Origin of the sequence: Orrella sp. 11846, from assembly GCF_048820935.1 — a bacterium.
In the GTDB taxonomy this organism is placed as follows: Bacteria; Pseudomonadota; Gammaproteobacteria; order Burkholderiales; family Burkholderiaceae_B; genus Algicoccus.
In genome coordinates this window covers 1-555 of sequence record NZ_JBMERD010000054.1, presented here as the reverse complement: position 1 = coordinate 555, position 555 = coordinate 1, and the positions used below count along the sequence as shown (strand labels likewise).

Below are 555 nucleotides of genomic sequence, written 5' to 3'. Positions count from 1 at the left end.
TACCGCGCAGGTCGCATGGTTCAAACAACAAATCTTCGGCTCAAAGAGTGAACGACGCATTGAGCCAGATGACACGCTGCAACTGAACTTGTTTGCTGATCTGGAGCCAGCCTCAGAACCTGAAGTGCCCGCTCAGGTCGTCGCTCAGCACAAACGTCGTGTGCGCTTTAAAGATGAGACCAATGAAGAGCCCGCTTTGTTCTTTGATGAGGACCGAGTCCCTGTTGAAGTCATTGAGTTACCCAACCCAGAAATCAAAGGGTTGGCACCTGAAGACTATGAGGTCATTGGGCACAAGACCACACACAAACTAGCGCAACGACCAGGCAGCTACGTCATCCTGAAATACATCCGTCCTGTCATTAAGGTTCGTCATACGCAAGCCATTCACTGCCCACCGGCTCCCGGTGGCGTGTTGGATAAAAGCCGAGCTGATGTGAGCTTTATTGCTGGGTTGTTAATCGACAAGATCGCTTGGCATCTACCTTTGTACCGTCAACAACAACGCATGACGGCAGCAGGCATCAAAGTCAGTCGAGGCTGGTTGACGAACCT

The 555-nt window shown here is 51.4% G+C and carries 1 protein-coding gene; it reads left to right on the top strand.

Features of this window, described 5'->3' with window-relative positions; translation table 11 throughout:
• Positions 1-555: IS66 family transposase (locus ACOI06_RS14580; protein WP_420663316.1), on the top strand; the 555-nt coding region annotated here is incomplete at both ends.